This window comes from Mesorhizobium montanum (assembly GCF_033977145.1).
In the GTDB taxonomy this organism is placed as follows: domain Bacteria; phylum Pseudomonadota; class Alphaproteobacteria; order Rhizobiales; family Rhizobiaceae; genus Mesorhizobium; species Mesorhizobium montanum.
In genome coordinates, this window is the sequence record NZ_JAVIJF010000032.1 from 45,564 (window position 1) to 72,169 (window position 26,606).

The following is a 26,606-nucleotide window of genomic DNA, read 5'->3' on the forward strand; positions in this document are numbered from 1 at the left end:
CCCGATCATCAGGCGCCCCCTCTCACGAGACGATCCGCACACCGCCAGAGCGCGCCCCTGACGTATCCGCACCGGAGAAGTGTATTGTTGGGCGCAAGCAGCTTTCATTTTCCCGGTGCCCACAAGCCCATAGCAGCCATTCGGCGACGGGCGAGTTCAAGAAGATTTCGAACAATCGCGGCTGCTTCGATACGCGCCCGGAATTATTCCATAGCGTTTCAGCTTGTCGTAGAAGGTTTTGCGGGGCACCTGCAGAAACTCGGTCGTCCTCCTCACGTCGCCATCGCATTCCCGCAATGCGTTGCGGATAACGGTCGCCTCATAAAGACTAACCTTTTCGGAAAGAGAGAGACTTAATTCAGCGTCTCTTTTTCCAGGGGGCGAATTCGGCGCCCCTTCAAGTCCCAATGCAACCCGATCCGCGAAATGCGCAAGTTCGCGGACATTGCCGGGCCAATCATGGCCCATGAGATGATTACGCACGGCCGCGGTTATCTCCCACACTGGCTTGCCGAAGCGTTTGCACGCGCGTTCCAAGAAATGCGCAAAGAGGATCGGGATGTCCTCGCGCCGCTCGCGAAGAGGCGGAATATTGACCGTCACGACGTTCAGACGGAAATATAGATCTTCCCTGAAGTCACCGCGGGCGGCCGGATCGCTCAGATCGACCTTCGTCGCAGCCACGACACGAACATTGATGCTGCGGGTTTCGTTGGTTCCGAGTGGCGTGACCTGGCGGGTCTCGAGTACCCTTAGGAGTTTAATCTGGAGTGCAGGCGGCATGGACTCAATTTCGTCGAGGAATAGCGTGCCGCCATTCGCGTATTCGAGGCGACCGATCCTACGCCTGTGCGCACCGGTAAACGCGCCTGCTTCGTGGCCGAAAAGTTCGCTTTCGATGACACTTTCGGGCAGCGCCCCACAGTTCAAGGCCACGAACGGCTTGCTACTTCGTCTGCTCCAGCGGTGAAGCAGATCCGCGACCACCTCCTTACCCGTGCCGGTTTCACCCTCCACAAGGACGTCCACATCCGTATCGGCGATCTGGCGAATCGTTTCTCGCAGCCATGTCATACTCGGCGCGTTCCCTAGGAGAGGCATATCGCCCGCGGATCGGACGACCGCATCCCTGAGGCGCCTGTTTTCCAGGACTAGGTGCCGGTTTTCGGAAGCGCGATTCAGCGTCACCAAAAGTCGGTCGGTCTCATATGGCTTGGAGATGAAATCGTAAGCGCCGTCCTTGATGGCGGCAACGGCGAGTTCGACGTCGCCGTGCCCAGTGATAAGGACAAAAGGGATGTCCGTATCGATTGCTTTCACCCGGTCAAAGAGCTGAAGCCCGTTCATTCTGGGCATGCGGATGTCGCTGACGACGGGACCATTGAAGTTCTCGTCGATTCTGGCGAGTGCGGCCTCGGCGGAATTGACGACGATAGGGCTAAAGCCGGCAAGTTCCAGCATCTGCCCTGCAGCGGGCAGCAGATCCTCGTCGTCGTCAACGAAGATGACAGGCCCTTTTTCGCCACTCATTCGGCACGCCTCAATTCGATGGTGAAGGAAGTCCCCCTCTCGTGGCTGGTATCGAGCCGCAACGAGCCGCCGAGTTCGCGGGCGATTTCCTCTGAAATAAGCAGGCCAAGGCCGAGCCCCTTTTCCTTGCTTGTGGTGAACGGCATGAAGAGGCTCTTGCGAATTTCAGGGGCGAGGCCGGCACCGTTGTCTCGAACCGAAATGGTGACTGTTTCCTTATTCTGGGCAAGTGCTATCTCGATCCGCGGCCCCGGCAGGCCCTTCAGGGCATCGAGCGAATTCTGCAAGAGATTGACCAGGATTTGCTCCAGCCGAACGCAACTTGCCATCACCGTCGGAGACGGATCTGTCCGTTGCCGTTCGATCGTCACGCCGCATTCGCGGATGCGGCCCGAAAGGAGCGAAAGCGCCTCGTCGATCGCCTCCTCCGCCGATATTGGCCCCACGGAACCGGTTGCGCGGCGAGAGAACGACCGCAGCGTTTCGGTGATCGCCCCGATACGTCCCGTTATAGCGATGATCGATTTCAAATTCCCGGCGGTTTCTCGCGGCCTGTCGCCTTGGAGAAGACGTGAAGCATTTTCGGCATAGGTGCGAATTGCGTTCACCGGCTGGTTAATCTCGTGAGCAACTCCGGCTGCGATCTGTCCAAGAATTGAGAGGCGATTCGCCTGAGAGAGTTCTTCACATAACCGGCGCACCCTTGCCTCGGCATTCTCGCGCTCGGCTATCTGAGCTGCGAGCGCTTCGTTCGAGCGGCGGAGCTCTGCCGTACGCAAGTTGACGCGATGTTCCAGTTCCGCGTTCATGTGCGCAAGCGCGTCCTGCCGTTGTCGGATCGCCCGGCGCCGTCGAACAATAACGGAAACGGCAAATGCCACGAGCACGAGGCCAAGCAGTGCTGTCGCGCGGGCTGTCATCATCGCCGCGGAAATCTCTGCATCGGCAGGAATGAGCAGTGACAGCCGCCAACCTGGGACCACTTTGCCGAGATCCTGCGAAACCGTGACAAAGCCGGCTGCCTTGTCGGCGGTACTTGCGGTGACCAGGTTGCCGCCGCGGTGCGAAAGCGGAACGGGCTCGAAGGCCGCGCCAGGCAGCTGCAGACGATCGCGGGCGATTTTTGCCTCTTTTTTGGAAAGCGGAGAGAGAGCGCCAAAGCGCCATTGAGGCACGCTGGTCGAAAGGACGACGCCGCGCTCGTCGCTCGTGAAGACCACGAAACCGCTCTCGCGCCAGCTCGACTCCACAACGTCGAGCTCGACCTTCACCACGACGACACCGAGTGGCCCCTCCGGTCCATCGATCCGGCTCGACAAGAAGAGGCCGGGGCGCTTGCTAACGGTACCGAGTGCGTATTGCGTGGCCATGCCGCTCGCCATCGCTTCAACGAAGTAGTGACGGAAACGGTAATCGCGGCCGACAAAACTGGTGGGCTCGCCGGCATTGCTCGCAGCAACCGTCATTCCCTCACTGTTGATGACGTAGATGACTGAAGAGGCGGCGTCGCGCGCGATGGCTCGAAGCTTTTCATCCAGCGCAGCTTTCCCACCGGTGCCCGGACTGCGAAGCATCTCCTGGACCGCACCATCACGAGCCAAGACGCGCGGAATCAATCGCTGCTTCTCGACGTCTCCTTTCAAAGTGTCGGCTGCAAGTGGGCGCGCGGCAAGAGCACGGTCGCGTAGGTCTGACTCAGCTTTGGTGCCGGCAATACGGCCGGCTGCAAAAACAAAAAAACCGAGCCCCGGACCAAGAAGTGCAAACAAAACCACAAGCCAGAGAAACCTGCCGGTGCCCAATCTGCCAGGGAAGTTGAAAAGGGCCTTATGCAAGCCACCCTCGCTGATGCCGTCGTTTGCTACCGCGTTCTCCAGACTCAACCTTAGTGCCGGATTTCGCCAAATGGAACCACGGAGTGCGGAAATTCACACACATGCGTGGCGCAACCTCCCTGAAAACATCCGAAATTGCGCGATCCGCTCGGCCTCTCCGGTTGGCATATGTCTTGCGACGAACAGCGCAGCAGCGTTCGACCGGAACGCAGCGATCGGGAATAACCCGGGAGGAGAGGCACTGCCGAGATCCGGTCTGGGAGAGAGATTTATGTTGACCGCAAAGGGCCCCCACGCAAATGTCGCGCCTCGCAAGCCTTTCTATGCACGGCTTTACGTGCAGGTGATTGCCGCCATCGCCTTGGGTGTCGCGCTCGGCCATTTCAACCCCGAAATCGGCGAAAACATGAAGCCGCTTGGTGACGCCTTCATCAAGCTCGTCAAGATGATCATCGCACCGGTGATCTTTTTGACCGTCGCGACCGGCATCGCCGGCATGCACAGCCTTCAAAAGGTCGGCCGGGTAGCCAGCAAGGCGATGGTCTATTTCCTCACCTTCTCGACGCTGGCACTGATCGTCGGCCTCATCGTGTCCAATCTCGTTCAACCGGGCGCCGGCCTCAACATTGATCCGGCCTCGCTCGATATCCAAGCCGTCAATCCATATGCCGCAAAGGCCCACGAGCAGTCCGTGACGGGCTTTCTGATGAACATCATTCCGACCACGATTGTGGCCGCCTTTGCAGACGGCGACATCCTTCAGGTCCTTTTCTTCTCGGTCCTGTTTGGCATTGCGCTTGCGATGGTTGGAGAGATGGGCAAGCCGATCAGTTCCTTCCTCCAGGCGCTCACCGTGCCGATCTTTGCGCTCGTTGGCATCCTGATGAAGGCTGCCCCGATCGGCGCGTTCGGCGCCATGGCCTTCACAATCGGCAAGTACGGCATCGGCTCCGTCGTCAATCTCGCAATGCTGGTCGGGACGTTCTACCTCACGGCTTTTCTCTTCGTGTTTATCGTTCTCGGCGCGGTCTGCCGTTTCAATGGCTTCTCGATCGTTTCTCTCATCCGGTACATCAAGGAAGAGCTGCTATTGGTTCTTGGAACGTCCTCTTCGGAGGCCGCGCTGCCCACTCTCATGGAGAAGATGGAGAAGGCTGGCGCCAAGCGTTCAGTCGTGGGCCTGGTCATTCCGACGGGATATTCCTTCAATCTGGACGGCACCAACATCTATATGACGCTCGCGGCCCTCTTTATCGCCCAGGCGACGAATACGGATCTCTCGATCGGCGATCAGATCCTATTGCTACTCGTTGCTATGCTTTCCTCTAAGGGGGCGGCGGGGGTCACCGGCGCCGGATTCGTCACGCTGGCCGCTACTCTTTCTGCGGTGCCGTCCGTTCCGGTGGCTGGCATGGCATTGATCCTCGGTATCGACCGTTTCATGTCCGAGTGCCGGGCCCTTACGAACATCATCGGCAATGCCGTGGCAACGCTCGTGATCGCCCGTTGGGAAGGCGAACTGGATCAGGCGCAGTTGGAAGCCGCGTTTGCAGGGCATCATCTTGCCGAGACATTGGCCGGCCAGCCACCCGTCCCGCAGCCGCCAAGTGAGGCCGCCTCGTTGCGACCCGTCCCTTCGCCGGATCGGTCACCACCACAGCACGGGCGAGCCGCAGACACCAAGCGAGGACTCGCGGATTGATGAAAACAAACGCGGCGACAGCAGCCCAATCGCGCTTGCGCAAACAACGTTCATCACTATGCGGGTTTTTGCCTGGAGCGCTGTTCACCGGCGCCGTGTCGACCATAGAGATTCAAACGAATCGACCCCGGGAAATCCAGCACGAGGATCGGGCGGTCCTGGCCGGCTATTGACGCGAGCGGTAGAAATACTGTGGCGCCTCACTAGCCGTGGTCGAAAAGCAATCTGGCGAAGATCAACGCCGCTTCGCAACCAGCCTCCAATATGTCGATGAACAAACGGCGAGGCATGCATAAGCGAAGCATAGCCTTTGAAATAGACGTTTCGTCATGCCCCCTTAAAACCATCGCGTGGAGGCAGATGAAGCCGATGAGCTAATGTTGGTAGCAATAGAAACAATAATTTGACTTACAAGTAAGCTAATATGAGTTGAAATAACCTAAGAGAAGAAAGGATATTCGCACTTATACATTGGGTGCGCGAAATTGGCGGGGAGCTAAACATGAGCAAGTTGAGGGTGGACAATTGAGCCCTCATGTCGACTGGAGAGGATATGTCGGGAACAAAACTAAAAAGCGTGCTTTCGTCGTTTTCGCAGGTGCCTAGGGAACTAAAGCCTTTGCCCTCCGATCGCCATTCGCTGGACGATAGCTGCGTCCGGTTGAATACGAACGAGAATCCATTTCCGATGCCGGAAGTCGTAATGCAAAGTGCAATTGCCGCCCTTGAGCAGCAGTATCTATATCCAGAACACGACAACATCGGCTTGAGGGAAGCGGCGGCTGATGCCTACGGCCTCACCAAGGATCAAGTGATTGCCGGAAACGGATCCTCCGAGCTGCTGGGACTCATCTACAGGGCCTTCCTCGCCCCTGGCGACAGCGTGGCGATGCTATCGCCAGGCTTTTCGTTCAACCGCAAACTCGCCATGTTGCAGGGGGCTCAATTTCTTGAAATCGAATGCGGTCAATCTGATGTCCTGCCGCTAAAGGAATTGCTCTCTGGTCCCGCAGAAGGCGCCAAATTCATTCTTCTAGCTAATCCGAACAATCCAACTGGAACATTCGTTTCGGTGGCCGAGATCGAATGCCTCGCGGCGCAGTCGGATCGCCTGATTGTTCTGGATGAGGCCTATGTCGACTTCGCCCCGGATAATGGCCTGCGCCTTATCGATCATTATCCCAATATTCTGCTGCTACGGACATTTTCAAAAAGCTACGCCGCCGCCGGTATCCGTATCGGTTTTGGATTGGGGCACCCCGAAATCATTGGAAGGCTGCGCAACATCCAAAATGTTTTCAACATGAACGTGATCGGCCATGCGGTTGGCGTCAGCATCCTTGCGCATCGCGACGCCTATGAAGAGAACCACAGATACATCAAGCAGGAACGGGAGCGCGTGTCCTTCGCGCTCTCGCAAATGGGATTTTCCGTAACGCCTTCGCATGCAAATTTCTTGCTAGCCCGCGTGCCGCCAGGACAAGACGGTAGGTGGTGGCAGAAAACGTTGAAGCGGCGGAAAGTACTGGTCGCTGCTTTTTCCGAGTCATTTTTGAAAGAACACATAAGAGTAAGCATAGGCGCAAGAGAACAAATGGACATACTGCTGTCTGAGACGTCTGATATACTAAGAATACTAAAGCAGCAAGTATAACACATCTGCCTATAGAAATCATATTTATATCCCTGCGGACAGGGGTTGCTTCGCAAAAATATGTCGTTGCTCTGAGCGTTTCGAGCGTCGTTCGAAGCAAGGACCTTCCGCGTCAAAACTCCGGAGACAATAGAGTGAAAAACGTCTTGCCTTCGAAGCCGATCTTCGGAATCTTCGATCACTTGGATGAGGACGGTCGCGACATCGGCCTACAATACGCCGATCGTCTCAAGCTGGCGGAGGCCTGCGATCACCTCGGCTTTTATGCATATCATCTCGCAGAGCACCACTGCACCCCCCATGGGAGAGGTGCGTCGCCAAATCTCTTCTTATCGAGCGTCGCACAGCGCACCCGCCAACTGCGTGTGGGTCCGCTGGTGATGCTCCTTACCCTTTACCATCCGCTTCGGGCGTTCGAAGAGATCTGTATGCTCGACCAGTTGAGCGGTGGTAGGGTGGAGCTCGGTATAGGGCGAGGCTCTCTCTCAGCCGAATTGGGTTATTTTGGGATTGGCGCGGACGCAGTGCCAGGCCGCTATTCGGAAGCCAGCGAAATCGTAATCGCCGCCATGAAAGGCGGGAAGTTATCCTATCGGGGCCGCCACTTTGAGCTGAATAGCGTTCCCTTGACGCTTAGACCCCATCAGCGCCCGCGTCCTCCGACATGGGTCGCCGCCAATCGACCCGAATCGGCAGGTTGGGCTGCCGCGAATGGCGCAAATCTCGCGTGCGTGGGGCATAGCTCCTCCGTGCGCAAAGTTACCGACGCCTTCCGCGCCAAGCGGGAGGAAACCACTGACAAAGGTAATCCGTCGCCGTTGCTGGGATTGCTGCGCATGATCGTGATTGGGCGTTCTGACACGCATGCATATTCGATCGCGGCACCTGCTTATGAAACATGGCTCAAGAGCTTCAAGTTTCTTTACGACCTCAATGGCATTCCAACTCCACCAAACCTGCCGCTGACCTTCGAAGCGGCGATTGAAAGTGAACTGTGCATAACGGGAACGGCAGCGTTTGTGCGGGACGCTCTTCTTGGTCAGTTGGAAGTGGCTGGGGCCAACTATCTTCTTTGCCAGCTCGCGTTTGGGGATTTGCCATTGGAAGCGTCTCTGTACACTGCAGTGACGATTCATTCTGAAATCATGACCCGAATTGGCTGACCATGAATACGTGGCGTAGGGCGGCTCGAAGGAGTCGCCCGCGGCGTCTACCAGCAACCAGCCCGCTGCCAGACCATAGCCTTGCAGCGCGTGGCCGACGTGGGATTCCATCGCTATGCCTGCCTAGGTCGGACGCCGTTTCCGGACGATGGTTAGAACTGGTTTTCTGGGACGCGACACTTCACGGGACCACATTGCCCCACGTTCCCAGCCCCCTCGCTCAACGTCGCTGTTCACACGGACCGTTTGCCACTGCCCGTCTTGCAGGCGGCAATCCACTGCATCGCCGAGGTTGAATCTTCCAATATGGCGGCCCGTTTCGCAAAGCCGTAAAAGGCAGCGCGGGCTGCGCTTAAGGGCTTGTTCCCCTCATAAGCGTCAAAACATGCTTTAAAGGCAGTCTCGTGAATCAGGTCCCTGCGATCTTCGGGCCACTCATCGAGAAAATCGATGGCGTCCTCGAGGTCCGCAATCTCTTGCACGACATAGGCGGCACGCTTCACGAAAATCGGACTGCCGAAGGCCTGCGCCTTCATTTCGTTTCCTCCCGACCTGCTGAACAGCCGACTTGCCAAGCGGCGTCATCGAAACCCGCCGACCATTGCAGAATGTGTTGTCAGCCCGATGACGCTTCAAGAGAAAAGTCGGCAATTCATCCTCGGAAGGAAATGGATCGATCACCAGTCTACTGCCGCAAAATTGGCCACGTCGACAATGTCGATCGTTCTGGCCGCCGCCGATGAACGGTGAACCCAGTCACCCAACCCGGTCGTTCACCGCAACGCAGCGAAAGACAGCACGACATCGCCTGGCAGCGCGCCGATATGGGAAGCCGCAAGCTCAGGCTGAATTAATCCAGCCCAAGCCTTTTCTTCAGTTCCGTATTTTCCTTGCGCAGACGATCCGCAAGCAGGCTCTTCAGCCGCTTGTTTTCTTCCTCGAGCGCGACGAGATCCTTCAGCTCGTCGCTGTCCGCTGCAGGCGTCGCCGCTTTCTTCCAAAGATAATATGTCTGTTCCGAGATGCCGGCCTGCTTCACCGCGCTCTTGAGAGTGGCGCCGCCGCCGATCAACGTCTCGATCTGAGCGAGCTTCTGGCCGCGCTCCTTTACGGAGTAGACCTTGCGGCCTGTCCGTGCCGATGGCGGTGCTTCAGTGGTCGCGGATGTCGGCTTGGCGCCGTTCTTGCGGCCAGGCGCGCTCGGCTCAGCCTTTGGCTTCCTCGACCGCGGTGTTCTCGCCCTCGATTTTGACGTCTCCGCTTCGGCTGCCGGTTCGGTAGGAATTACTGCTGTTTCGGTTTCCAGGCGATTTGCCATGAAATTCTCCATTTGCGGTTTGTGCAAAGGTTCAGCATCAATGGCCACGACAGTAGAGTCAATAAGCTGACGATTTGGCAGTTGACTCTTCTGGAGTTCCTCTGAAGTTTCGCCCATCGCCGCGGCGATGTCGAAATCGCCCCAGATGGAACGGGCGGTCTTTTGATAACGGCGCTTCTGTTTGACTTCCACGGTGAATGGTCGCGTTTGCCGCCTCATAGTTCCTTCCTGATGAGAAACGAATAAAAGAATGAAGTCGCCGCTCGGAACTCCTGGCGCTTCATGGTTCGCGCGGAGCTTTATCCCAAAAGTCCCTCGACGAGCAAGTGACACCGGTCGCGCCAGTGTTTCGCAAGCGGGCCGAGCGCAGGCCTCCGCGCGAGGAGAAATGGCTGCAACGCTACGGGAGTGGATGCATTCGGCTCGGAAACGCTTGAGCGTCCGAAGCTGCAGGGCGGTGCAGTATCGGATCAAATGTCGCATCTTGCCTTCGGGGAACTCGGGAACTCTTCTTGAAATTGAAAAACTGCTGCATCTCGATTGTGTTCAGCGCGCATGAAGAACTCGCCAGCAGATGATAACGCCGGACCTCGCCAGCGGTTGAGCGTCTGCCCACAATTATCTGCCTGGGTTAGCAGGCGCGCTCACTGTGGCAGCTTGGCTTGGGCCGCGAGGCCGTGGTTGAGTGAGCTGAAGAGATCCAGCCTCGCGGTCGATTCCGAAGCTTCCCACAATGGCGAAGAGAACATCTCCACTCGTACCCTTTCAGCACAAGACATTCCGTTCTCTGTGGTCGGCGGCCCTTGTTTCGAATCTTGGGACGCTAGTTGAAGGTGTGGCGGCTGCGTGGCTGATGACGAGTATTGCCAGCTCCCATGGAATGGTGGCGCTCGTACAGGCATCGACCACCTTGCCCTACATGATCTTCTCGCTCGCAGCCGGAGCGCTTGCGGATAACTTTGACCGTCGCCGGATCATGCTAATGGCGCAACTGCTGATGGTTTGCGTATCAGCGTCCCTGGCGCTCTTGACCTACGCCGGGGAAATCACACCCTGGACCCTTTTGGGTCTCACGTTCCTGATCGGCTGTGGTTGGGCATTGCACGATCCGTCGTGGCAAGCCTCGATGGGAGATATCCTGCCTCGCGAAGACCTCCCAAGCGCAGTTGCGCTCAACGGCATGAGCTACAACCTCATGCGCAGCATCGGACCGGCGATTGGCGGCATAATCGTGGCGACCGCCGGGGCGGCCTTCGCGTTTCTCTTCAATGTATTTTGCTACGTCGCCCTGATCGCCGCGCTGTTACGCTGGAAAACTGTACCGGCGCGACGAGCGCTGCCGCGGGAGGCTTTCGGAAGCGCGATAGCGGCAGGATTCCGCTATGTGCTTCTGTCGCCAAACCTTCTCAAACTGATGTGCCGGAGTTTCATTTTCGGCCTCACCGCAGTCGTCATTTTGGCTCTCCTGCCGTTGGTTGTTCGCGAACAGGTTAAGGGCACTGCGGTCACCTACGGGGTCATGCTTGGCTTTTTCGGTTTGGGAGCGATCTGTGGCGCGCTCCTCATCGGACGCGCCCGCGAAATTCTCTCCAACGAATGGGTCGTTCGCGGTGCGTTTTTTACACTGGCGATCAGCTGCTTGCTTCTGTCGTGGAGCGAGCACGTTTGGCTTAGCTGCCTCCTCGTCATGCCAGCCGGTGCGGCATGGATCCAGTCATTCTCGCTGTTTAACGTCACAGTTCAGCTTTCGGCGCCTCGGTGGGTGGTGGGACGAGCCCTCTCTCTCTATCAGACGGCCGCATATGGCGGCATGGCAGCGGGAAGCTGGCTCTGGGGCCAGTTAGCGGATCTGCAAGGCGTTTCGGGAGCCTTGCTCATCGCAAGCTTGGTTCTTGTATTTGGCGGACTGCTCGGCGTTATTTTGCGTCTTCCGGATCTTGAAACGCTCAAACTCGATCCGACCAACACGTTCTGCGAGCCAACCCTGCGGCTTGACCTGCGACCACGAAGCGGTCCGATCATGATAATGGTCGATTATCGTATTCACCAGAAAGACGTTCCAGAATTTCTCAATGTGATGGCATCATGGCGGAAAGCCCGACTGCGAGATGGAGCCAGGCAATGGGCGCTGCTGCGTGACCTCGAAAAGCCCGAACTGTGGACCGAGTGTTATCATGTGCCAACTTGGGTCGAGTATGTTCGCCACAACAAGAGGCAGACCCAAGATGACGCCGAAATCGTTGCGCGCCTTGAGGCCCTGCACTGTGGCGACTGCCCGCCCAAAATTCACCACAAGATCGAACGGCAAACCGTGAGCGTACATGACGATATGCCGCTCCGGCCTCATTTGGACAGGACTTGAACGAAACCGCAAACCAATAACTTGGCTCAAGAGAAGGCGGCGTCGTCCGGAAGCCCGTTTGCTCAAAACTTGGGGCAGATCTTGGGCCAGCTGTGCGCCAAGCGCGTAGCGTTTGCATCTTCGCCCATGAGGCTAACGCCACGTCAGATTTCGGCGATCTATGCTACGACAATGAATAACCGATCCTCGTCGGGCTTCAGCCAGTCCATGACGCGTGCTTTTCTGAGACGCCGCGAGGCTTGGACAAAAGTCACGGGACCTATCGCGAGCCTTTTCGTGAAAATCAAAATGCTCGTCATGGGTGGTGGCGATCTCGGCATCGCACAGGCGCTCGATCTGCTTGTGCAAAGCCGGCGACGCGTCGGCTATCACCGCTCGGCAAAGCGCTTGCACGAATGCGCTGGCTCCTCGGAGCTTCGCGCCTCAGATCGGTAGTCCGCTGCTTCGGAGGTGTCGAGTTGCTCATCGGGCGTGTCGTCGAACGAGGCGTGGTTGAGCCTGTAGAGTTTGGAATAGAGACCGCCTCTGGCGATCAACTGGTCGTGCTTGCCGGTTTCGGCGACTTTGCCATTCTGGAGAACGATGAGACGGTCGGCGCCTCGGACCGTGACAAGGCGATGGGCGATGACGAGGCCCGTGCGGCCTTCGAGGAGCCTTACCAGTGCCTTTTGGATTAGCATTTCCGTGTAGCTGTCGATATTGGCCGTTGCCTCGTCGAGGACGAGGATCTTGGCATTTGCCACGAGAGCGCGCGCGAAGCTGATAAGCTGGCGTTGGCCCAGCGAGAGATTGCCACCGCGTTCACCTAGAGCGGCATCGTATGCACCAGGAAGGCGCACGATGAAGCTGTGCGCGCCGACCGCCATGGCGGCCTCGATTACCTCTTCGCGCGTGGCTTCAGCCTTGTGGTAGCGGATGTTTTCGAAAACCGTGCCGGTAAAAAGGAACGGCTCCTGCAGCACCATGGCGACCTGACGGCCAAGCGATTCCTGGGTGAGATCGCGCACATCATATCCGCCGACCAGCACTTGGCCCTCCTGGACATCATAGAAGCGGCGGACGAGGGCCACTGCGCTCGATTTACCTGAACCGGTCGGGCCGACCAGGGCGACGGTTTCGCCGGGATTGACCCGAAACGACACGTCCTTCAATACCGGATGCTTGGCATCATAGCCGAAAGTAACGTTCCTGAACTCGATCGAGCCGTCCATCTCGGGCGAAAGCACCCTGGCGTTCGGTTTGTCCTGGACCTCAACCTTGACGTCAAGCACGTCGGTCAGGCGCTTTCCCGACGCCATCGCGCGTTGCATAATCGAATATTGCAAGGTGAGCGAGCGGATCGGATCGAAGAAGCGTTGGATGTAGAAGAGGAAAGCGACCATCGCACCCACGTCAATGCGGTCGTTCATGACCATCGAGCCGCCGATGACGATGACGACAGCCATGGCAACGCCCATAAGGCTATCGACGATCGGCACCATGATCTGAGCGTATTTGGCGGCGGTCAGATGTGTCATGAGACTGGCGTGAGCCTTGTCATCGTAAAGAATTAAGTTGACCTGCTGGCGGTCCATCGACTGCACTGCCCGTACGCCGTGAATGGCTTCAGCCAGCGCGCCATTGGAAACCGAATTGGCCTCATTGGCGGCCATGAAGGCGTCCCGGGCGCGCGGCAGCCAGAAGATGCGCACGATGAGGAGAACCGGCAGCACTGAGAGCGTAAGGAGCCCCAAGCGAACGTCGAGCCACAGCATGACGAAGATGATGCCAAAGAGAAGAGTGATGTCGCCCAGCGAAAAGACTGACGTCTCAAGGAATTCCTGCATAGAATTAACGTCGCCCTGCAGACGCGACATCAGCCGTCCTACCTCTGTCTTGTCCATGAAAGAAAGCGCCACGTCCTGCAGATGGCCGAACGTGGCGCGGCGCATATCGAACAGAATATTCTGCGCCATTTTGTAGACCACGATCTCTTGCGTATAGCTGACGGCAAAATTGACCGAAATGGTGAGAAGGAAGGCGCAGGCGGCTGCAAGCAGGGCCGACCGATCGCCACTTTCCGGGTGCAGGCCGTGGTCGATCGCAAAGCGGATGGTCAGCGGGACGAGAAGCTGCGTGCCGGTCAGGATCAACATCGCAGCAACCGAGATGATCAGTTTTGTGCGGTAGGGCCGGACGAACACCCAAATGCGTCGTACGATATTCTTATCAAACGCCCGCCCGAATATTTCCTCTTCGATGTGGTGCGAGCCGACGACCGCATGCGGCGGACGCCGGTCGTGGTCGCGGGCGTCGTTGCGTTCCGTCTCGACTTGTCCGGTTTGGAGCATCAGCTCGCCCCCTCTTGTTCGGGCAGCATGTCATCAAGTGGGCGCACCTGGAGATCGTAAAGGGCCTTATAGCGTCCACCCTTCGCCAGAAGGTCTTCATGAGTGCCACGCTCGACAATCTCGCCGTTCTCGATAAACAGGATGTGGTCGGCATGCATGAGCGAACTCAGCCGGTGGCCGATGATGATGGTCACGCGATCCTTGGCAAAGAGTCGCATGGCGCGCCGAATGCGCTGCTCTGTGGCTGCATCGATCGCGGCAGTCGAGTCGTCGAAGATGATGACCGACGGGCGCATCATCATCGTGCGAGCGATCGCCAGGCGCTGACGCTGGCCGCCCGAAAGGGAAACGCCGCGCTCGCGCACCACCGTTTTGTAGCCGGCCGGCAGGTCGAGAATATAGTCGTGAAGCTGAGCTGACTCGCTCGCTCGCTCGATCCACTGTTCCTTGGCCCAGGGATCGCCATAGGCGATATTGTTTTCGATCGTCGTAGTGAAAAGGAATGCATCCTGCTGCACGACCGCGACCGCCCTGCGAAGCGTGGCGAGGGTGACCTCGCGGATATCCTGGCCGTCAAGCGTGATGACGCCGCCGGTGACGTCGTAAAAACGAGGGACCAGATGAGCCATCGTCGACTTGCCGGAGCCGGGCGGGCCGACAATAGCGATCGTTTCGCTCTTGCGGGCCGCGAAACTGATATTCTTCAGAAATGGGCGGTTCTCGGCGTCGGGATAGGCGAATGAAACATTGTCGAAGCGCAGGGTGCCCTCGCTGATTTCGAGCGGTTTAGCGTCTGCTGTGTCCTTGATCGCGATATCCAGATCGAGCAACCCGAATAGGCGCGAACCGCACGTCGAGGCGCGGGCGAAGCCGTCGACCATCAAGCCTATCTGGCGAACCGGCATCTGTAAGATGGTCATAAAGGTCAGGAACGTCGTAAGTTTGCCCACGCTGATTTCGCCCGCAATGACTTTGTTCCCGCCGATCCACAGGACCAGTCCCATCGCTAAAAAGAAGGAGAAATTCATCGCGGAAATGTTGCGCACGTAAATCTCAACACGTTCGTGCATGAGGCCAAGCGCACTCTTTGATGCGCGGTCGAACTTCAGCATCTCGTAGGCCTGCGCCGCAAAGGCGCGAACAACCCGGATGCCGCCGAAATTCTCTTCCATGACGCGGCTGAGGACCGAAAGCCGCTCCTGCAGGTCAAGCCAGGTGGCGCGCAGCTTGAGCTGGGTGATTGATGAGAGCCACCCGACGAAGGGCACGAAGCTCAGCGCGAGGAGGCCAAGAACCACGTTGGTGGAAATCAACATATAGGCGCCGATCCCGATCAACATGACGAGCAGGACGGCGCGAACCAGAGCGGTAGAAAGATACGTCCGCACGCCGTCCACATCGAGCATGCCGATCGTAATCAGATCGCCCGAGTGCGCCTGGTCATGAAAAGAAAAGCTGAGCCGCTGGATCTTCTCATAACAAGCTACCCGCAGTTCATACGCGACGTGATGTCCGACCGCTTCGGCAAAATAGTTCTGAGCCAGCGTGAAAAGGCCGCGCAGCACGCTGACGGCAAGCAGCACGAAAGCCGAGGTCCGCAGCGCCTCTTGCGCTGCCGCCGCGCTGGCACCCCCGCTGACGGCGGTCTGGGTCTGGTCGATGGCCTGGCCGAGGAGCTCGGGGATTAGCAATTGGAGCGATGCCGCGACGAGTGTCGAGCCGATAGCGACGGCGACCTGCCAAGAATGCCGCAAATTCATCCGGGTAAGGCGCGCTATCGTGCTCAAGCCCCGGTCCGAAGCGGCCGCCTTTACGTGCGCGAGCGAATTCCTGGGCTTCGTCACGCCGCGAATATCCTTACCGTTCGAGGGTGCATTCCAGATTGATCTTGGGGGGCCTTGAGCTGGATGACTCTCCCGTCAAATGAACCCTGATATGCAAAGCTGGCCACCCTGCTAGACGCCTGTCCCAACCAGTTGAGCCGCGGCTTCGCCTGCCGGCATGTCTATGACCGTGATTGCGTTTGCTGCAAGGAAGCGGCGTTCGTTTTTGGTCAGCGTTGCCGAATCCATAGCCGCGAAGTGCGGGCCGCTTGAGCGCTTGATGACCTGTCTGGCGTAGGTGCGCAGCATCTGGTCGTCGAACCGGCAGCCGAAGAAGAAGAAGCCGCGCTTGGTGCGCCGTTCCTTCACGGCTCGAGGGATCGGAGTCTGGATATCGATTTCGGTTAGGGCCTCGACGTAATCCGAATCTGCGATAAGGAAGTTTGCCGCCGGCTTGACGCTGCCGTGCGGCGTATAGAGGACCGTCGTTGCCGCCGAGTCTGGTTGGAGTTCCGTTCCAGACAAATCGTACGGTTTCGTCCAAACGTCGCCAATTGCGTGCGCCCGCGTGACGCCTTGAATTTCGACGACATCAGTGCGGCCGGTGTCTATGAGGGCCGCGCGCATGGCGCCGTCGTACCAGGTATCGACGATCAGCGAGAGGGGAAGTGTCGCGAGCCAGGCATGGAAAACGGTCGGCGCCACCGGCCCTGCGAATATCTCAGCCATCCAGGCTTGGAGCGTCCGCCGATGCCGGCGCTGCTCGATGAATTGAGCGACCGACCACATATTGGTGCGAATCTTGGAAGGAGCGGGCGCCCGCGCGTTGAATGCGGCGGCAACGGCTTGCGGCGTGTGCGGTACCGGTGGTTCCCCGTACCTAAGCCGAAGCAAGTCGGGACCCAGATACGGGATGATCTCATCGGCGCAGAGAGCCTTCTTCAGCAGGTTAAGCTGCTTTGCGGCATGACTGTCCCGATTGATCACAAGATGGCCCAAGGCCAGAATCTTATTCATGCTCGTTTCCCGTTGACGCTCTCCGGTTGCCGACCTGCGGCATCAATCCTCGTCGGAAATCTTTCTTGCCTCGACGGTGATTGGCAAAGGTGTATCTCGCGGAAGGTCGGGCAGAACGAGCCGCCAGCCGTTCCTGAGCGTTATAGACCCTCCCCATAGCTCTTCATTCTCGACGCCGATGATCGGCTCTTCGAGATCCTTCTTGGGCACATACGCCGATAGGCCGGCGTCGGTCTTGCGGATCATAACCTTCATCGGGCTGTTCCCTTGTTAGTGACCACAAGTGATTTCGGCATAAGGATCCTCGGATTTGTCGAGGCTGATCAGTTCGTGGGCGCGCATGCCAACGACGGTGCCGCGATCGAACCATTCGACCGCATAGATGTAGAATTGCTGGAGAAAGGTGCCGATGTCGCGCACATAGCCTTCATCGCCCTTCCGCACGAGGTTTGCGCCTATCTCCCTACCGGGATAGGTGCCGTCATTTTTTATGTGGCGTGTGGCACGGACCCGCTCGCCCGGCATAAATCGTGGAGGCTTGCGGATCTCGACCTCCTGTTCGCGTCCGAGGCCCATGCCTTTCCTTCCTTTCTCGCGGCTGCAGTTCGTTAACAAAGGAGGTCATGGCGTGCTCCGGAAGCGACCCCGACCGTGCCGCTAACCCGATTGGAGGTTAGGCGGGAATGCAGGTCCCCGGCACCGGGCATACCGAGGCGCATTGCTGGGTATCGAAGGCCTCCTTGCATTCGGTGCACTGCTTCGGATCGATCACGTAGGTCTCGCCCTTGAATTTGATCGCATTCGATGGACATTCGAACTCGCAGGCACCGCATTGCGTGCATTGCGAGGCGATGATCTTGAAGGCCATTTCTCAACTCCTGATTCGGTTGGGACGAGACGCTCAAGCCGTCGCCGCCAGTGGTTCGCTCCCAAACTCGGAGGCGTAAAGCGCGCTGATAGCGGTCTCGATGTAGTCGTAGCCATAAGCATCCACTGCCCGGATTCCAGCTTCCGCGAGCTGATCCTTGGGGCAATCTCCGATCTTGACGCACAGCACGATGTCGACACCTTTGAGCGCAGCTATGACGCCTTCGAGGGTGGCGTCCGCGCCTCGGCCGCCGAGGCAATACTGCTCGACCTTGCGATGCCCGATGAAGCTGATCCCCCTCTGGGAGGCCTCATAAACCTGGAATTCCGTCGTATGGCCGAAATGCTCGTTGATCCGGCCGCCGCCCTTGGTCGCCACAGCGATGTGGAGCGATTTGCTGGAACCTGTTGCCTTGACCGTCGCGACCGCTTGGCTTTTGGCCGCCACGTGATCGCCGCGCTCGCGCGCGACCACCTCCCGATAGGCCTTGCGTTTGCTGGCGTCGTAGGTGATGTCGTCCGAAATCTGGTCGATCGTGAACTCCTGGCCACGGTCCTCGCCAAGCAGGCCGACAGCGTCGGCCCGGCACTGCCGGCAATGGCGCATCAGCTTGACGCCACCTTCAAGGCGATCCTGAAGCGTCTTCAGTTCCAACGCCGTTGGGCCGCGCTGCCCGGTCAGGCCGAAATGCGTACCGTGCGCCGGGTCGGAAATCAGTGGCATGACATTGTGCAGGAACGCGCCGCGCTCCTTTACCCATTTGTTGACCTCGATCAGGTGTTCGCCGTTGACGCCGGGGATCATCACCGAATTGATCTTGGTGAGGATGCCGCGCGCGGTCAGCATCTCCAGGCCCAACATCTGCCGCTTGTGCAGGATCCTGGCAGCGTCGATGCCGGTATAGCGGCGATGGTTGTAAAAGATCCAAGGATAGATCTTTGCGCCGATTTCGGGGTCGACCATGTTGATGGTGATTGTCACATGATCGACATTCATGTCAGCAAGCTCGGCTACACGATCCGGCAACGCGAGACCGTTGGTGGAGATGCACAGCTTGATGTCGCGGATTTCCCTGGCAACGCGTTCGAAAGTTGCCTTTGTCTTCTTCCAGTCGTAACAAGCGTCGCCCGGTCCGGCGATCCCGAGCACGGAAAGCTGGGGCACTTCGTTGGCGACCGCGATCACCTTGCGTCGCGCCTGGTCTGGGGTCAGCTTTTCCGAGACGACCCCGGGCCGGCTTTCATTGGCACAGTCATATTTGCGATTGCAGTAGTTGCACTGGATGTTGCAGGCTGGCGCGACTGCCACATGCATGCGCGCGAAATAATGGTGCGCCTCTTCGGAATAGCATGGATGGTCCTTGATCTTCTCCCAGACCGCGGAGTCCATCTCGTCCGGCTTTGCGGACGAGCCGCAGGATGAAGATGCGCAGCCGGCGGATTTCGCGATCGTCAGCAACTTGTCGAAGGATTTGGTGCTGACCAAACTCTCAAGCGAAATCGTCGGTAAAGACATGAACGGCTCCGTTCCTGGGGTGGACGTTGCAGTTCAAAGCGCAAAAGTTGTGCCAGCTCAAAAAGGGGTTTTAGTTCAATATGTTGGCTTTCATGCGCGATTCCACCTGTTCGTTACGTCACATTTTTGTCGGACTTGCGACTTGAACAGGTCGGCTCGCTCGGCATCGGCCGGGTTCCAGCGATGCTCGTCGAGCGCCACCTCATGGTCGCCGAGATTGGGCGCGGTCTTCCCAAGCAGATAGTGCCTTGAAGCGGCCGGTGTGCCGGAAGCTCGGCCGGATGCGGTAGAGCCAGGAACGCTTTTGGTGCCACGCGCCGCGGTGAAGGGCGAGCCCGAAAGCTGCTCGGCATAGAGGCCGTAGGCCGGCCGCTGCGGCGAGTTGCGCCCCTGGGGCAGCGAGCCGGGCAGATGGGTATTCGGCTTGCGCAGGAGCGGATTTGCGAGCTCGTCGAAGGCATGCCCGATCTCGAAGAGATCATGGAGGCTGCTTGCCGCCCGGCGGTAGTGCGCGCCGAATTGGCTCGCCTGCACAAAAAGTGCTCACGATAACCAGGAATAACGCGACCTGCCGGTGCTTGATGACGGTTCTCGGTGTTGGCGACGTGGTGGCGCTCGCCTATGCCGCGACGATCGACATTCTGCAGCGCTTCAGAAGCTCCAAGGCGGTGGGGCCTATCCTGGGACTGACGCCGAAGCTCGACGAGTCCGGTGCGGGAAAGGCATGATGCGGACCTTCATCTATGAGCCTGCAAACGCTGATGACTCGCGTAACGAAATGGTCGTGATACAAGGACACGCTTTCTGCCGAAATGGAGAAAGGCGCACCCGAATATGCCACAAAGGGAGGGCGCGGTCCCAGGCATTTCGTCAGCGTCCGGCAGTGCCACGATGATGCTTTTGCACTCACTGCGTCGCAAGCCACTCAGTCCCTGCAGGCATGGTGTCCCGCCGATTAGGGTAATCTGAAGCCCAGTTCTCCGTCGCAGCGGTATTAGAACGCCCTGCCGATCTCGCCGAGGACAGCTTCCAATATCGCTTTACTAACTCGAAAGCGGTCTGCTCATTCGGATTGATGACGGAGACGGCGGACTCATTGGAAGGCGTCAATTTATGCATCTTTCATGCAAAATTGCTTTGGCCGAAAAATATATCGTTATATCAAGTGTTTGCCGTTGCGATTTATGCAGGAGGCCTACGGTCCAACGTGTGCGCCTCCGCCGGGTTTCACCCTGTGATATTTTTCGACAAGGTCAGGCGCAACACCGTATGCGACGCAGTTCAACTCATTGATAGCCGCGATGATGTCCGCGAAGGACTGAACTATGACATCCAGGTCTTCTCCCTCGAGCTCCCTGAATGCGGCTCTCGCGAAATCGCTTGGCATCAAATCGGGACTGGCGACTGCCTGGCTGAGATACTCCGCGACGGCGTCGTCAAGGCGCCGTCGCATTCTGATCTCCACTGAGCGGGGCACTCTCTTGGTGGTGGTTGCCACAAGGTAGGACGGCGCTGTGATTGCATAGCCTTCGGCGATCGCTTTACCGAGGTGGCTTGTATCAGCCAGTTCGTACCATGTCGTCATGCCGATCCCGTAAGCGGCTCTACCCACTCCGATGAAGGAGATGGGAGGCAGTCCTGCTTTCAGTAGCGGGATGTTGCTGAGCAGTCGCCCGGTCCTCTTGTTGCCATCGATGAAGGGCTGCAGGTAAGCGATGCCTGCAAGCAAAGCGAAGGAGGCCTCGAACGGGTCTTTCGCTGTGGACGCCTTCCAGCAGAGCTCCGAAAGTCCCATTGATAACTCGGTGTGGTCGGACGACGGAACATATGAACTGGTCGTGATGCTAACCGGGTCCCGTCGAACCGCGCCGAGATTGTTCTGCCTGACCAGAGTGCGCATGAGCATCGCGTGCAGTCTCATCACCGTCTCCGGAGCGATCTCCACTGTCGCAATGTTGTCGATAACCCAGCCAATCGCCTGCTTGTGGTTCAAGATCATTTGGACTTCGATTTCAGACTTTCCCCCCGCGACCTCCGCGTATTTGATGAGCGCCTCGGTCTCAGGCAGGGAATAAGTATTTCCTTCAAGCGCCGAAGAAGCCCAGGACATCTCGATCAAGAATCTTTCGGCAATTTCACGCGTGTAGGTGGAAGGGTCGAGCTCTAGGCTACCCTTTCCGACGGACTCGGACATGAGCGCATGCGAAGCAGGATCAAGCCAGGGTGCAACGTTAGGGTCGTAGGATCCAAAGCGGTCTGGATCGTATTTGACCTGGGGTCGAAGGTGGCCTGGAATCGCAAACCACTTCGCTTCCGCCGTTAGGCTGAACGACGCATCTCTCGTGGTTCCAGACTTCTCGACAAGCCCGGCTGCGCCGAGTTTGGCAAGAGCTCTTGAAACCGAAGACTGACTGGATGGGGCAAGCTCTAACAACTGGATTATCTTGGCCTGCGAGAGCCCGTTACCGCCACGCCGAACGAGGGTCTCATAGATGTTCTTTTCCAGGCCCTGGAGTTCCGGGACGCGAAGTACGGGATGCATAATGGCGCCGCCTTTATCGTTTCATCCAATAAATGCATAAAATCTGCATAATTGCAAGCATCTGTCCTAGAAGGGCGCGGAATGCATAAATTGGTACCGCAAGCAACTGATAATAAACGACTTTCGAGTATTGGATTGCCAGCATAAAAGCTGCATGCGAGCACGGGAAATCGCATCTCTCGTGCGTACACCTCAGCTCCAGGGACAGAAGGCGATGGTCTAGTACCGTCAACGAACGTCGGCGAGGAGCTGCAAGCGGCCCTGCGCGGTCTCGGGCTTGAAGTGCCGCTCTATCATTCCAAACTTGGGGACGCATGGGAACGGCAGGAGCTCGTCAAGCGGTTCCTTACGCAAAGCAGACCGACCGTGGACCATCATCTGCACCAATGCCTTTGGTATGGGGCTCGACGTGCCGAACGTCCGCCTCGTGATCCGTTGGCAGCAGTCGGTGTCGGTTGAGCACCAGCTACATGAATTCGGCCGCGCCGGACGGGATGGGGTGGCGGTCATGTTCCACAACGGTTCGAGCGTGGGCCGCGACATCTCAAGGCTGCGTTTCATGGCCGAGAAACAGTGAAGGCTGCACAGGTCTCTGCGCTCGATCCGAAGCAAATGCTGGAGCAGCGGTATCATCAAATTGATGAGATCAACGAGCTGATGAGAACCCAGTCCTGCATACAGGAGCTGGTCGAAAGGTTCCTCGGGCAGAGCAAGCCCTCCGTAGACCAGATGATCTGCACCAATGCCTTTGGCATGGGCTCGACGTGCCGAACGTCCGCCTCGTAATCCATTGGCAGCAGTCGGCATCGGTCGAAAACCAGCTGCAGGAATTCGGCCGCGCGGGAAGGGACGGGAAGCCTTCCGTGGTTCGAGCGTCGGCCGCGATATCTCAAGGCTGCGTTTCATGGCGGAGAAAACGGTGGAGACAGCACAGGTACTCGCGCTCGACCGGGAGCAGATGCTGGAGCAGCGCCATCATCATTTGATCAGGTCAGCGAGCTAATGAGGACCCGGTCCTGCATGCGCACCGCGATCTCGGAATATTTTCAGGGGCCGAAGATCGCCCGGCGCCCAAGCCTTTCGGTCAGGGTTCTGGATTGGGCGTTCAGCAGCCGGGGTAAGGCTCGACGCTTTCGGGCCTGCTGCGACCATTGCAACCAAGCAGAGATCAAACGCCGTGGAATGTCGGGGTACGTCGCCCGCGTCATTGCTGGCTAGGTTTACGGAGCCGATGCGGGATCTGCAATTTTGGTGGGGTGAGGCGTTCTGCGGCCGAACAATTCAGAAAGGAAAAGAGATTCGCCATGATGAGCTCGCCGCACACTTGGTCATAGATGCACCTTCACTCCGGAGAGAGTCACGTCCCCTCTGAGGATAGGAGTCTGGCGTTCCAAGCAGCTGGATTCCGTGTGCCTTACGGTCGCAGCCGGTCTAACGTACTCGCGTCGGCCATACCGTTCGCACGTCAGTTCAGCCGGCCATTGTCCCTTGGCTAAAAAGCAACGGTTTGCTCCGGCGGCTCTCAGATTCTGCTCAGCTCTCATAGCGCGTCAGTTTGTTGTCAGGTCAGCCAAGCTACGTTCCGCCTCAAGCGAGCAATGGTTGTTAGGTGATGTTGAAGGTGATTGCGACCTCCCGACCGCGAGCGAAAGGTATTCGAGCGTCGGCCCGGCCAAGGGCCTGCTCGATTTACCGATCGGACAAGGTGCTTTCTTCAGAGCTCCCGGGTTCGGTGCCCTAGGCGCGCTTTGGGGTTCCTGAGCGACGACCATGTTGGCTCGCCTGTCGTTGCTCCACACACTTTAGGCGATGCGTTGTTGCCTGGATCGGAGACGAAACATGACCAACATCGGCCGGACGGGAAGATCGCGCATCGGAGGCACTCCAGCCGGTGGCGCCCCGGACGGCAGGTCCCGCGCCGCATCAGGTCACGCCGCGGCAGAAGGTGGAAACGCGTTCAACTCGATTGTCGAGCGGACGCACCGCGAGCCGCAGGCTAGCGAAGCTGCCTCCAGCCGCGTCGCAGGCCGCGGTGATGATACCCCGCAGGACCGGTCCGCGCGCGTCCCCGTTGGTCAACCACGACTTTTCGCTTCCGCATTGCGCGGAACGGGCATGGCGCGGCGCCGTTTTCCTTTGGCGCCAGAAGGTGAAGCAAGCCAGGAAGAAAGCGCTTTGCGTTCTGACGGTGAGCCGGGAGGCGGTGATCATGCAAGCGAAAGTTCTTACGCTCCGGTCCTGTCGCATCGACAAACCACGTCCGAAAGGAACGCAGGGCCAGGAGAGCGACGTGCCGACGATGGCGTAGAAACCAACATCCGTCTTGGAAGCGAGCAGCGGTCTCATGGGCAAGGACGGCAAGCGATTGCTTCGCGTTCCGATGCCGGATCGCGGCGCAGAGATGGCGTCACCGAAAGCTCACACACCTCCGCCCCGTCGCATGGTCGAAACCCATCCGGCGTGGAGGCCAGGCCGCCACGCCGTGACGATGGAGGCGCGCGCGATAGCCGTTCCGGCTCACGGCGGCAACCGGGCCCTTCGGGTTCCGATGCCGGATCGTGGCGCAGAGATGGCGTCACCGAAAGCTCACACACCTCCGCCTCCTCGCTTGGAAAAACTCCATCCGGCATGGAGGCCAGGCCGCCACGCAGCGACGATGGGAGCGCGCGCGGTAGCCGCCGCATAGGTTCTCAACGGCCTGAAGGGTCGCGGCAGCAATCAGGTGCTTTGCGGGCCGAGGGCGGACCCTCGCGCCAGGCGCAGCGGTCCGAACTTTCCCACGGAGGCGGGCTACCGCCGCATAGACAAACTGCCGATTTGCAAGCGGGACGGCATTCCGAAGCAGCCCGGCAGCGCGTCTCTCGCGCAATGTCGAGTAATCTGTTCAACAATGCCCTCGATGACATTGGTCGAGCTCGGGACATCGTTCAGTTCTCCTGTGCGGTGGTGCGCCACAGCGGCATGCTGCGGGACCAGGAAGAGCAGGCAGCATTCCTGCAAGGAGCCGCTGTCCAATTCACCCGTCACTTTCTGCCAAACTGGGAACAGGACATCCGTGAAGGAGAATCGTTTGGATATGCGACCGTATCCAACGCAGTCAGCCGCGAACTCGGAGGTCAGCCGGGCATGCAGGCCTGCAGGGCCATGGCAGCCAAGGTATCGAGCTCTACCAGCGCCCTCGACGATGTAGATGCTCGCGCGTTGCCGCTCTTGGCATTGTCGTTCGGCCGATATCCCCAACTGGCGGAATGCCGCGACGGCACGGTCAGGATCGGCGAATTCTGCAGCGACAACCCAGCAGTGCTTCGCCAGCTCGACGCTCGAAACCTCTCGCTGCTGGTGAACGGCTTCAGCAAGTGGCCTGACCAGCCAGGGTGTGGCGACGGCACTTTCGCAGTTGCTGGTGAGGTTCTTCGCCGCGCTGAGACGGAGGGATTTTCCAAATTCAATCCGCAGAACCTGACCAATCTGGTCAATGGCTTCAGCAAATGGCCGAAACAAGCGGAGTGTCGGGACGCCACCAGCGCTATCGGCACCGAGGTGACGTACCTCGCGGACCGAGCCAATCGGCTTTCCGATTTCGAACCGCAGGGCCTGGCGAACCTGGTGAACGGTTTCAGCAAATGGCCGAGCCAGGCGAAGTGTCGGAAAGCCACTAGCGCTATCGGCACCGAGGTGACGCGCCTTGCAGGCCGAGCCAAGCGGCTCTCCGATTTTAGCCCGCAGGGCCTGTCGAACCTGGTCAATGGCTTCGGCAAGTACCCGGAAGAACAGGATTTGCGCCAAGCTGTGGCGGATATCGCCGCCGAGATCGTTGGCCGCGCCGGCAAGCTCAATAGATTTCCACATCAAGAGTTGGCCAATCTGGTGAACGGGTTCGGCAAATGGCCCGAAGAATTCGACATGCGCCATGCTACCGTTGCCATCGCCGGCGAGATCGTTGCGCGTGCCAAAGAGCTCGGCGGATTCGCTGATCAACATCTGGCGAACCTGGCGAACGGTTTCAGCAAGTGGCCCGAACAGACGCGCGAGGCGACGGTTTCCATTGCGGGCGAGGTCGTTACCCGAGCCGGCGAGCTCAACAGATTTGGGTATCAAGAGTTGGCCAACCTGGTGAACGGTTTCAGCAAGTGGCCTGACCAGCAGAAGACGAGCGAGGCGACCATTGCCATCGCCGGCGAGGTCGTTGCCCGAGCCGGAAAGCTCAAGGGATTTGCGAATCAAGAGTTGGCCAATCTGGTGAACGGTTTCAGCAAGTGGCCGGAACAGGCAAGCACTCGCGAGGCGATGATCGCCATCGCCTCTGAGGTCAGTCGCGCCGCCAACCGATTGCGCGGTTTTCCTGGTCAGGAGCTGGCCTATCTGATCAATGGCTTCAGCAAGTGGCCGCAAGAGCCAGGCATGCGCCAGGTGGCGGTCGCCATCGCCGGGGAGATCGCCTCCCGTGCCGACAAAATCAAGGGATTTACCCATCAGCAGCTGGCCATACTGGTGAACGGTTTCAGCAAGTGGCCGCAGGAGGAGCGAAATCGGCAGGCCACGGCCGCCATCGGCGGGGAGGTCCTTCGCCGCGCCGATCACCCAAATGTCGGGCTCTCCGACTTTGCTCCGCTGAGCCTGGCCAATTTGGTGAATGGCTTCAGCAAATGGCCGCAAGAGCCAGGCATGCGCCAGGCTGCAGTTGCCATGGCTGGGGAGATCGCCTCCCGTGCCGACAAAATCAAGGGATTTACCCATCAGCAGCTGGCCATACTGGTGAACGGTTTCAGCAAGTGGCCGCAAGAGGAGCGCAATCGGCAGGCCACGGTCGCCATTGGCGAGGAGGTCCTTCGCCGCGCCGATCGCCCGGATGTCGGGCTCTCCGATTTTACTGCTCAAGGCTTGGCGATCCTGGTGAACGGCTTCGGCAAGTGGACGCAAGAGCCGGTGTGCTATCAGGCTCTGGTG

The 26,606-nt window shown here is 58.6% G+C and carries 21 protein-coding genes and 2 pseudogenes; 9 read left to right on the forward strand and 14 right to left on the reverse strand.

Going from position 1 to position 26,606, the window contains the following annotated elements; genetic code table 11:
• Positions 1 to 156: 156 nt before the first annotated feature.
• Together RFM68_RS31005 and RFM68_RS31010 are read right to left on the reverse strand one after the other, a co-directional pair.
• Positions 157 to 1,530 carry a sigma-54-dependent transcriptional regulator gene (locus tag RFM68_RS31005; RefSeq protein ID WP_320236777.1) on the reverse strand — a complete coding sequence of 458 codons (1,374 nt, stop codon included), beginning with the start codon at positions 1,528 to 1,530 and terminating at the stop codon, positions 157 to 159.
• Positions 1,527 to 3,407, reverse strand: coding sequence for a sensor histidine kinase (locus RFM68_RS31010; RefSeq protein WP_430694989.1), 1,881 nt, complete (start codon positions 3,405 to 3,407; stop codon positions 1,527 to 1,529). Before RFM68_RS31010 ends, RFM68_RS31005 begins: the two co-directional genes overlap by 4 nt.
• Before the next feature lie 229 nt (positions 3,408 to 3,636).
• On the opposite strand from RFM68_RS31010, the gene RFM68_RS31015 reads away from it, so the two are divergent.
• The 3 genes from RFM68_RS31015 (at position 3,637) to RFM68_RS31025 (ending at position 7,884) form a co-directional block, all read left to right on the forward strand.
• Positions 3,637 to 5,067, forward strand: coding sequence for a dicarboxylate/amino acid:cation symporter (locus tag RFM68_RS31015; protein WP_320236778.1), 1,431 nt, complete (start codon positions 3,637 to 3,639; stop codon positions 5,065 to 5,067).
• Positions 5,068 to 5,620: 553 nt separating this feature from the next.
• Positions 5,621 to 6,721: a histidinol-phosphate transaminase gene (gene hisC / locus RFM68_RS31020; RefSeq protein WP_320236779.1), complete on the forward strand. Its 1,101-nt coding sequence runs from the start codon at positions 5,621 to 5,623 to the stop codon at positions 6,719 to 6,721.
• A gap of 134 nt (positions 6,722 to 6,855) precedes the next feature.
• On the forward strand, positions 6,856 to 7,884 hold the full coding sequence (locus RFM68_RS31025; protein WP_320236780.1) for an LLM class flavin-dependent oxidoreductase: 1,029 nt from the start codon (positions 6,856 to 6,858) through the stop codon (positions 7,882 to 7,884).
• Positions 7,885 to 8,117: 233 nt separating this feature from the next.
• Here the strand turns inward: RFM68_RS31025 and RFM68_RS31030 are convergent, their stop codons facing one another.
• On the reverse strand, positions 8,118 to 8,420 hold the full coding sequence (locus tag RFM68_RS31030; protein WP_320236781.1) for a DUF982 domain-containing protein: 303 nt from the start codon (positions 8,418 to 8,420) through the stop codon (positions 8,118 to 8,120).
• A 314-nt stretch (positions 8,421 to 8,734) separates the two neighbouring features.
• A complete protein-coding gene (locus RFM68_RS31035) occupies positions 8,735 to 9,421 on the reverse strand; it encodes a transposase (RefSeq protein ID WP_320236782.1) in 687 nt (228 codons plus the stop codon).
• 514 nt (positions 9,422 to 9,935) lie between these two features.
• On the opposite strand from RFM68_RS31035, the gene RFM68_RS31040 reads away from it, so the two are divergent.
• Positions 9,936 to 11,564, forward strand: coding sequence for an MFS transporter (locus RFM68_RS31040; protein ID WP_320236783.1), 1,629 nt, complete (start codon positions 9,936 to 9,938; stop codon positions 11,562 to 11,564).
• A 368-nt stretch (positions 11,565 to 11,932) separates the two neighbouring features.
• Here RFM68_RS31040 and RFM68_RS31045 read toward each other — a convergent pair whose 3' ends face one another.
• The 8 genes and pseudogenes from RFM68_RS31045 to RFM68_RS31080 all read right to left on the reverse strand — a co-directional run bounded on the left by RFM68_RS31045 (position 11,933) and on the right by RFM68_RS31080 (position 19,651).
• Positions 11,933 to 13,894, reverse strand: a complete 1,962-nt coding sequence (locus RFM68_RS31045; protein WP_320236784.1) for an ABC transporter ATP-binding protein — start codon at positions 13,892 to 13,894, stop codon at positions 11,933 to 11,935.
• Positions 13,894 to 15,681, reverse strand: coding sequence for an ABC transporter ATP-binding protein (locus tag RFM68_RS31050; RefSeq protein WP_320236785.1), 1,788 nt, complete (start codon positions 15,679 to 15,681; stop codon positions 13,894 to 13,896). The genes RFM68_RS31045 and RFM68_RS31050 overlap by 1 nt, the downstream gene beginning before the upstream one ends.
• A gap of 168 nt (positions 15,682 to 15,849) precedes the next feature.
• Positions 15,850 to 16,734 (reverse strand): SIR2 family protein, encoded by an 885-nt coding sequence (locus tag RFM68_RS31055; RefSeq protein WP_320236786.1) that lies wholly within the window; start codon positions 16,732 to 16,734, stop codon positions 15,850 to 15,852.
• Positions 16,735 to 16,776: 42 nt separating this feature from the next.
• Positions 16,777 to 16,989, reverse strand: a complete 213-nt coding sequence (gene nifT, locus RFM68_RS31060; protein WP_040971429.1) for a putative nitrogen fixation protein NifT — start codon at positions 16,987 to 16,989, stop codon at positions 16,777 to 16,779.
• Positions 16,986 to 17,310, reverse strand: a pseudogene (locus RFM68_RS31065) (nitrogen fixation protein NifZ). Before RFM68_RS31065 ends, nifT begins: the two are co-directional and overlap by 4 nt.
• 97 nt (positions 17,311 to 17,407) lie before the next feature.
• A complete protein-coding gene (locus tag RFM68_RS31070; protein ID WP_320236788.1) occupies positions 17,408 to 17,602 on the reverse strand; it encodes a 4Fe-4S dicluster domain-containing protein in 195 nt (64 codons plus the stop codon).
• 33 nt (positions 17,603 to 17,635) lie between these two features.
• Positions 17,636 to 19,117, reverse strand: a complete 1,482-nt coding sequence (gene nifB, locus RFM68_RS31075; protein WP_320236789.1) for a nitrogenase cofactor biosynthesis protein NifB — start codon at positions 19,115 to 19,117, stop codon at positions 17,636 to 17,638.
• 90 nt (positions 19,118 to 19,207) lie between these two features.
• A complete protein-coding gene (locus RFM68_RS31080) occupies positions 19,208 to 19,651 on the reverse strand; it encodes a homogentisate 1,2-dioxygenase (protein WP_320216492.1) in 444 nt (147 codons plus the stop codon).
• Between the two features lie 47 nt (positions 19,652 to 19,698).
• Between RFM68_RS31080 and RFM68_RS31085 the strand changes: the two genes are divergently transcribed.
• Positions 19,699 to 19,845 carry a transposase gene (locus RFM68_RS31085; protein ID WP_320216491.1) on the forward strand — a complete coding sequence of 49 codons (147 nt, stop codon included), beginning with the start codon at positions 19,699 to 19,701 and terminating at the stop codon, positions 19,843 to 19,845.
• 467 nt (positions 19,846 to 20,312) lie between these two features.
• Here the strand turns inward: RFM68_RS31085 and RFM68_RS31090 are convergent, their stop codons facing one another.
• Positions 20,313 to 21,659 carry a Fic family protein gene (locus RFM68_RS31090; protein WP_320236790.1) on the reverse strand — a complete coding sequence of 449 codons (1,347 nt, stop codon included), beginning with the start codon at positions 21,657 to 21,659 and terminating at the stop codon, positions 20,313 to 20,315.
• Positions 21,660 to 21,963: 304 nt separating this feature from the next.
• Here RFM68_RS31090 and RFM68_RS31095 point away from each other — a divergent pair, with 304 nt between their 5' ends.
• Genes RFM68_RS31095 through RFM68_RS33545 form a run of 3 tightly spaced genes read left to right on the forward strand, consistent with a single transcriptional unit; the run spans position 21,964 to position 22,645 of the window.
• Positions 21,964 to 22,236, forward strand: coding sequence for a helicase-related protein (locus tag RFM68_RS31095; protein ID WP_320236796.1), 273 nt, complete (start codon positions 21,964 to 21,966; stop codon positions 22,234 to 22,236).
• Positions 22,233 to 22,445, forward strand: coding sequence for a hypothetical protein (locus tag RFM68_RS31100; protein WP_320216488.1), 213 nt, complete (start codon positions 22,233 to 22,235; stop codon positions 22,443 to 22,445). Before RFM68_RS31095 ends, RFM68_RS31100 begins: the two co-directional genes overlap by 4 nt.
• Positions 22,424 to 22,645, forward strand: a complete 222-nt coding sequence (locus RFM68_RS33545) for a hypothetical protein (protein WP_347343993.1) — start codon at positions 22,424 to 22,426, stop codon at positions 22,643 to 22,645. Before RFM68_RS31100 ends, RFM68_RS33545 begins: the two co-directional genes overlap by 22 nt.
• A gap of 937 nt (positions 22,646 to 23,582) precedes the next feature.
• Here RFM68_RS33545 and RFM68_RS31105 read toward each other — a convergent pair.
• Positions 23,583 to 23,870 (reverse strand): hypothetical protein, encoded by a 288-nt coding sequence (locus RFM68_RS31105; protein ID WP_320230404.1) that lies wholly within the window; start codon positions 23,868 to 23,870, stop codon positions 23,583 to 23,585.
• A 657-nt stretch (positions 23,871 to 24,527) separates the two neighbouring features.
• Between RFM68_RS31105 and RFM68_RS31110 the strand changes: the two are divergent.
• Positions 24,528 to 26,606 (forward strand): annotated as a pseudogene (locus RFM68_RS31110) (hypothetical protein); the annotation flags it as partial.

Coding starts and splice junctions, on each gene's coding strand:
- RFM68_RS31005 (WP_320236777.1), bottom strand. CDS start 1,530: ATGAGTGGCGAAAAAGGGCCTGTCATCTTCGTTGACGACGACGAGGAT.
- RFM68_RS31015 (WP_320236778.1), top strand. CDS start 3,637: ATGTTGACCGCAAAGGGCCCCCACGCAAATGTCGCGCCTCGCAAGCCT.
- hisC (WP_320236779.1), top strand. CDS start 5,621: ATGTCGGGAACAAAACTAAAAAGCGTGCTTTCGTCGTTTTCGCAGGTG.
- RFM68_RS31030 (WP_320236781.1), bottom strand. CDS start 8,420: ATGAAGGCGCAGGCCTTCGGCAGTCCGATTTTCGTGAAGCGTGCCGCC.
- RFM68_RS31035 (WP_320236782.1), bottom strand. CDS start 9,421: ATGAGGCGGCAAACGCGACCATTCACCGTGGAAGTCAAACAGAAGCGC.
- RFM68_RS31040 (WP_320236783.1), top strand. CDS start 9,936: ATGGCGAAGAGAACATCTCCACTCGTACCCTTTCAGCACAAGACATTC.
- RFM68_RS31045 (WP_320236784.1), bottom strand. CDS start 13,894: ATGCTCCAAACCGGACAAGTCGAGACGGAACGCAACGACGCCCGCGAC.
- RFM68_RS31055 (WP_320236786.1), bottom strand. CDS start 16,734: ATGAATAAGATTCTGGCCTTGGGCCATCTTGTGATCAATCGGGACAGT.
- nifT (WP_040971429.1), bottom strand. CDS start 16,989: ATGAAGGTTATGATCCGCAAGACCGACGCCGGCCTATCGGCGTATGTG.
- RFM68_RS31070 (WP_320236788.1), bottom strand. CDS start 17,602: ATGGCCTTCAAGATCATCGCCTCGCAATGCACGCAATGCGGTGCCTGC.
- nifB (WP_320236789.1), bottom strand. CDS start 19,117: ATGTCTTTACCGACGATTTCGCTTGAGAGTTTGGTCAGCACCAAATCC.
- RFM68_RS31085 (WP_320216491.1), top strand. CDS start 19,699: ATGACGGTTCTCGGTGTTGGCGACGTGGTGGCGCTCGCCTATGCCGCG.
- RFM68_RS31090 (WP_320236790.1), bottom strand. CDS start 21,659: ATGCATCCCGTACTTCGCGTCCCGGAACTCCAGGGCCTGGAAAAGAAC.
- RFM68_RS31105 (WP_320230404.1), bottom strand. CDS start 23,870: ATGATCACCGCCTCCCGGCTCACCGTCAGAACGCAAAGCGCTTTCTTC.